Genomic DNA, 5310 nt, shown 5'->3' on the forward strand with positions numbered 1-5310 from the left:
CCGCTCGTCCGCAAGGTTTTTCCGCATCGCTCCCGCGCTGGGCCGGGCGCGGCCGCCCCGTCCGCCGCCGCTTCCGCGCGCATAATGACGATGGCGCGCTGGTTTCCTTCCTGCGCCTTCCGGGCCTCGGCTCCGCTTTGGCGATCGGCTTTCTCGGCGGGATTCTCTATCTCGGCGCCGCGGCAGGCGGGCAATATGCCGATTTCGTCCATGAATTCGGCCGCCCGGTCGATCTCGCCTCGCGCGCGCTGGGCTTCGGCGTCGATTCCGTGACCATCGCCGGCGTGGCCGAATTGAGCGAGAAGCAAATTCTCAACGCGGCCGGCGTCGACGCCAAGCAATCCTTGATGTTCCTCGATGTGGACGAGATGCGGCGCAAGCTGCTGACGATTCCGCTGGTCAAGAATGTCAGCGTGCGCAAGCTGTTCCCCGATCGCCTGCTGATCGAGGTGGTCGAGCGCCGCCCCTATGGCCTCTGGCAGAAGGACGGCGCGGTCTCGATCGTCGCCGCCGATGGCGCGCCGATCGACGCCTTGCGCGACGCGAAATTCGAATCCCTGCCTTTCGTGGTCGGGGAGGGCGCCAATGAGCGCATCGACGATTATGTCGCCTTGCTGAACGCGGCGGGCCCCGACCTTCGCGGCAAGGTGCGGGCCGGCATTCTGGTGTCGCGGCGCCGCTGGACGCTGAAAATGAGCAATGGCGTCGAGGTCATGCTGCCCGAAATTGACCCGAAAGCCGCCATCGCCACGCTGGCGCGGCTCGAACAGGAGGGCCGCGTGCTGGAGAAGGACGTGGTGTCGCTCGATCTGCGCGTTCCCGGCAAGCTTTACGTCCGGCTGACGGAAGACGCCGCCGCCGCGCGCGAGGCCACGAAGCAACGCGGCAAGGGAGCGCGCTCATGATCGCTTCCGTCCATCTGCCACGCATCAAGCCGATTTCGACCCGGAAAAGCTCGACTCTCTGCGTGCTCGACGTCGGCGCCTCCAAGGTCGTCTGCCTGATCGCCAAGCTGATCCCGGCCGAGCCGTCGGACCTGTTGCGCGGCCGCACCCATCGCACCCGCATTCTCGGCATCGGCCACCAGCGGTCGCGCGGCATCAAGGGCGGCGTGGTCATTGACATGGACGAGGCCGAGGCCGCGGTGCGCCTCGCGGTGGACGCCGCCGAGCGCATGGCCAAGGTTCAGGTCGAGAGCGTGATCGTCGCCAATCACGGCGGCCGGCTCAGCTCGGCTTATTATCGCGCCAGTGTGCCGCTGGTGAATGGCGTCGCCGAAAGCGACATTTTCCGCGTGCTGGAGGCGACCAGCCTGCGCACGGCGCAGCCCGGCCGCGCCATCCTGCACAGCCTGCCGACCGGCTTCGCGCTCGACGGCGCCAATGGCATCCGCGATCCCAAGGGCATGATGGGCGAAACGCTCGGCGCCGACCTGCATGTGGTCAGCGCCGACGCCGCCGCGCTCAGCAATCTGCTGCTCGCCATCGAACGCTGCCATCTCTCCATCGAGGCCGTGGTCGCCACGCCTTACGCTTCGGGCCTCGCCGTCCTCGTCGATGACGAAGCCGTGCTCGGCGCGACCGTGCTCGATCTCGGCGGCGGGTCGGTCGGCATGGGCGTGTTCCGCGACGGGCGCCTCGTCCACGGCGACGCCATCGCGGTCGGCGGCAAACATGTCACGATGGATATCGCGCGCGGCCTCAATGCGCGGCTCGCCGACGCCGAGCGGCTCAAGACGCTCTATGGCAGCGCCATTTCCTCGCCCTCCGACGATCGCGAGAGTCTTTCGGTCGTTCAGGTCGGCGAAGAGGGCGAAAGCCCGATCCATATTCCGAAATCGCAGCTTTCGCGCATCATCCGGCCGCGTGTCGAGGAAATCCTCGAACTGGCGCGCGACCGCCTCAAGGCGGCGGGTTTCCCGCCGACCTCGGGCGGACGGATCGTCCTGACCGGCGGAACGAGCCAGCTCACCGGCCTGCCCGAGGCGGCGCGGCGCGTTCTCGGCGGGCAGATTCGCGTCGGGCGTCCGCTCGGCGTCCAGGGCATGCCCGAATCGGCGAAAAGCCCCGGCTTTTCGGCGGCGGTGGGCCTGCTGGTCTATCCGCAATTCTCCAATGTCGAATATTTCGAGCCTAGCCGTTCGCGGCCGGGCGGCGAGCTTCGGCCGCAGGGCTATTTCGGCCGCGTCGGCCGGTGGCTGAAGGAAAGTTTCTGAGCGTGAGTGTGGCGGCGGGATTCACCGGCGCAGCGAATGAGATTACAGAGTTCGAATAGCAAACAAGCGCGGGCTTGGCGCCCCAAGACAAGAGGCCAAACGATGACGATCAATCTGAAAGCGCCGGAACTGCGCGAACTCAAGCCCCGCATCATGGTGTGCGGCGTGGGCGGCGCAGGCGGCAACGCGGTCAATAACATGATCACCTCCGGGCTGGCGGGCGTCGATTTCATCGTCGCCAATACCGACGCCCAGGCGCTGACCAGCTCCAAGGCCGAGCGCATCATCCAGATGGGCCTGCAGGTCACCGAGGGCCTCGGCGCCGGCTCGCAGCCGGAAGTCGGCCGCGCTTCCGCCGAAGAGGCGATTGAGGAGATCCGCGATCACCTCATGGGCGCGCATATGTGCTTCGTCACCGCCGGCATGGGCGGCGGCACCGGCACCGGCGCCGCGCCGGTCATCGCCCGCACGGCCCGCGAAATGGGCATACTGACCGTCGGCGTCGTCACCAAGCCGTTCCAGTTTGAAGGCATGCGCCGCATGCGCATCGCCGATTCGGGCATCGAGGAACTGCACAAGTCGGTCGACACGCTGATCGTGATCCCGAACCAGAATCTGTTCCGCGTCGCCAATGAGAAGACCACCTTCGCCGACGCCTTCTCGATGGCCGACCAGGTGCTCTATTCCGGCGTCGCCTGCATCACCGACCTGATGGTGCGCGAAGGCCTGATCAATCTCGATTTCGCCGACGTCCGCGCCATCATGCGCGACATGGGCAAGGCGATGATGGGCACGGGCGAAGCCACCGGCGAGCGCCGCGCGATCCTCGCCGCGGAGGCTGCGATCGCCAATCCGCTGCTCGACGAAGTCTCGATGAAGGGCGCCAAGGGTCTGCTGATCTCGATCACCGGCGGCAACGACCTCACCCTTTATGAAGTCGACGAGGCCGCCAGCCGCATCCGCCAGGAAGTCGACGAGGACGCCAACATCATCCTCGGCGCGACCTTCGATGTGGGCCTGGAAGGCGTGATTCGCGTCTCCGTGGTCGCCACCGGCATCGACAAGCCGGCGGGCGTCGCCGACATGAACGACCAGCGTCTCGCCGAAGCCGCCGCCGAACGGCTGCGCGCCCAGGCGGCGGCCAATGCGGCTGCCCGCCAGGCGGAAGCCGCGCAGGCGGCGGTTCGCCCGGCCGCTCCACCGGCCGCCGAACCCTATTACGCGCCGGCGGCGCAGCAGGCCGCTCCGGCGCCCGCGCAGACCTATGCCCCGCAGCCGGCTCCGGCCTATGCCGCCCCGGCGGCGCAGGCTTACGCCGCGCCGGCCGCTCCCGCCGCTTATGCGCCGCAGCCCCGCGCCGCCGAGCAGGCCTATGCGCCGCATCATCCGGACGTCCAGATCAAGCCCGTCGCTCCGCCGCCCGCGCTCTATCAGGAGGCGGCCCCCGCGCCGGCGCGCCGCATCGAGGCCCCGGCGCCGCAGGCCCCCTTCGTTCCGCCGGAGGCGGAGCAGCCGGTTCGCGCGCCGCGCATGCCGCGTATCGACGAACTGCCGGTGCCCGGGCAGAACCTGATGCGCGCCGCGCAGCAGGGCGCGGCCGCTCCGGCGCCGGAAACCCGCCGCCGCGTCGGCCTGCTCGAGCGCCTCGCCACCTTCGGCATGAGCCGGGCCGAGGAGCAGCACGGCGCTTACGCCGCGCCGCAGATCGCCCAGGCTCCGGCGCATGTGGCCCCGCAGGTCGCTCAGGCTCCGCAGCAGCACGTCCAGGCGCCGCAGCACGTCCAAGCGCCGCAGCACGTCCAAGCGCCGCAGCACGTCCAAGCGCCGCAGCACGTCCAAGCGCCGCAGCACGTCCAAGCGCCGCAGCACCTGCAAGCGCCGCAGCATGCTCAAGCGCCGCAGCAGGTCGCCTATGCTCCGCGCCCGGCCCAGGCTCCGCAGGGTCATCCGCAGGGCCAGCCTTCGCCGGTCCATGCCGAATACGCCAAGCGCCCGCAGCCGCCGCGTCCGGCCGCCGCGATCGACGCCCATGGCCGCGGCTATCCGCGCGCCGAGGACGACCATCTGGAAATTCCGGCCTTCCTGCGCCGGCAATCCAGCTGACAAAACGTCTTCCGGAAGGCGACAAAAGCAAAAACCCGCCGAAAGGCGGGTTTTTTGTCGTCAAACGATATGGACTCAGGCTAAAAGCAAACGTTTGATTAAGGCGACTGGGACGAAAATGCGGTTAATTTGTAACAGGGCCGTAAGAAAGAGTGATTTGGTATATGGCGACGGTCGAGATAGTTTTCTGATGTGATGAATCGCTGAAAACGCGCCGAGCCCCTTCCGGTTCCGCGCTGGTTCAGAAAAGAGTTCGGCCCTTTCTCACGCGCCTGTTGGCCATCCCGCCGCGCTCCTGCGGCGAAACGATGGCGAGATTGCAACGATCCCGCTCCCACCGGGACGAGCAAACGGAAGAAGTATGAAACCTCGCTTTCAATCGACGCTCCGCGACCGCATCGTCCTGTCCGGAGGCATCGGGGTTCATTCCGGCAAGCCGGTTCGTCTCGTTCTCAATCCTGCGGCGGCCAACAGCGGCTTGGTGTTTCTGCGCAGCGGCCTGCCCAATGGCGGCAGCCGGCGCATCGAGGCCAACTGGTCCAAGGTCACCATGACTGAGCTCTGCACCGTCATTGGCGACGGCGCGCAGCATATGGTGGCGACCATCGAACATCTCGTGGCCGCCCTGCGCGGTCTGGGCGTGGACAATTGCCTCGTCGAAGTCGACGGACCGGAAGTGCCGATCATGGACGGCTCCGCCGCCGCCTTCGTCGAGGCGATCGACCGCGCCGGGATCGTCCAGCTCGAAGCCTCGCGCCGCTATCTCAAGGTTCTCAAGCCTGTCCGCGTCGAGCAGGGCAAGGCTTTCGCTGAACTTCGCCCTGCCGACAAGGGCTTCCGGCTCGACGTCGAAATCGATTTCCAAAGCGGCGCCATCGGCCGCCAGCGCAAGATCCTCGATCTTGAACCCACCGCCTTCCGCCGCGATCTCGCCCGCGCCCGCACCTTCGGCTTTCTTTCGGACGTCAAGCGCCTCGTCGCCGCCGGTTTCG

Annotated in this window: 4 protein-coding genes; all 4 read left to right on the forward strand. The window is 67.6% G+C overall.

The window, feature by feature from the left end; translation table 11 throughout:
• On the forward strand, positions 1-905 hold a 905-nt coding region (locus tag ACE3S9_RS14260; RefSeq protein WP_374547144.1), incomplete at its 5' end, for a cell division protein FtsQ/DivIB.
• On the forward strand, positions 902-2215 hold the full coding sequence (gene ftsA / locus ACE3S9_RS14265; RefSeq protein ID WP_374547145.1) for a cell division protein FtsA: 1314 nt from the start codon (positions 902-904) through the stop codon (positions 2213-2215). The genes ACE3S9_RS14260 and ftsA, both read left to right, overlap by 4 nt.
• A gap of 102 nt (positions 2216-2317) precedes the next feature.
• Positions 2318-4318, forward strand: coding sequence for a cell division protein FtsZ (gene ftsZ / locus ACE3S9_RS14270; RefSeq protein WP_374547146.1), 2001 nt, complete (start codon positions 2318-2320; stop codon positions 4316-4318).
• 361 nt (positions 4319-4679) lie between these two features.
• The coding region (gene lpxC / locus ACE3S9_RS14275) for a UDP-3-O-acyl-N-acetylglucosamine deacetylase (protein WP_374547147.1) at positions 4680-5310 on the forward strand (631 nt) is incomplete at its 3' end.

Source organism: Rhodoblastus sp., from assembly GCF_041915505.1.
Classification (GTDB): Bacteria; Pseudomonadota; Alphaproteobacteria; order Rhizobiales; family Beijerinckiaceae; genus Rhodoblastus.

Bases quoted from the DNA above. Each gene is read 5' to 3' on its own strand.
- ftsA (WP_374547145.1), top strand. From the start codon at position 902: ATGATCGCTTCCGTCCATCTGCCACGCATCAAGCCGATTTCGACCCGG.
- ftsZ (WP_374547146.1), top strand. From the start codon at position 2,318: ATGACGATCAATCTGAAAGCGCCGGAACTGCGCGAACTCAAGCCCCGC.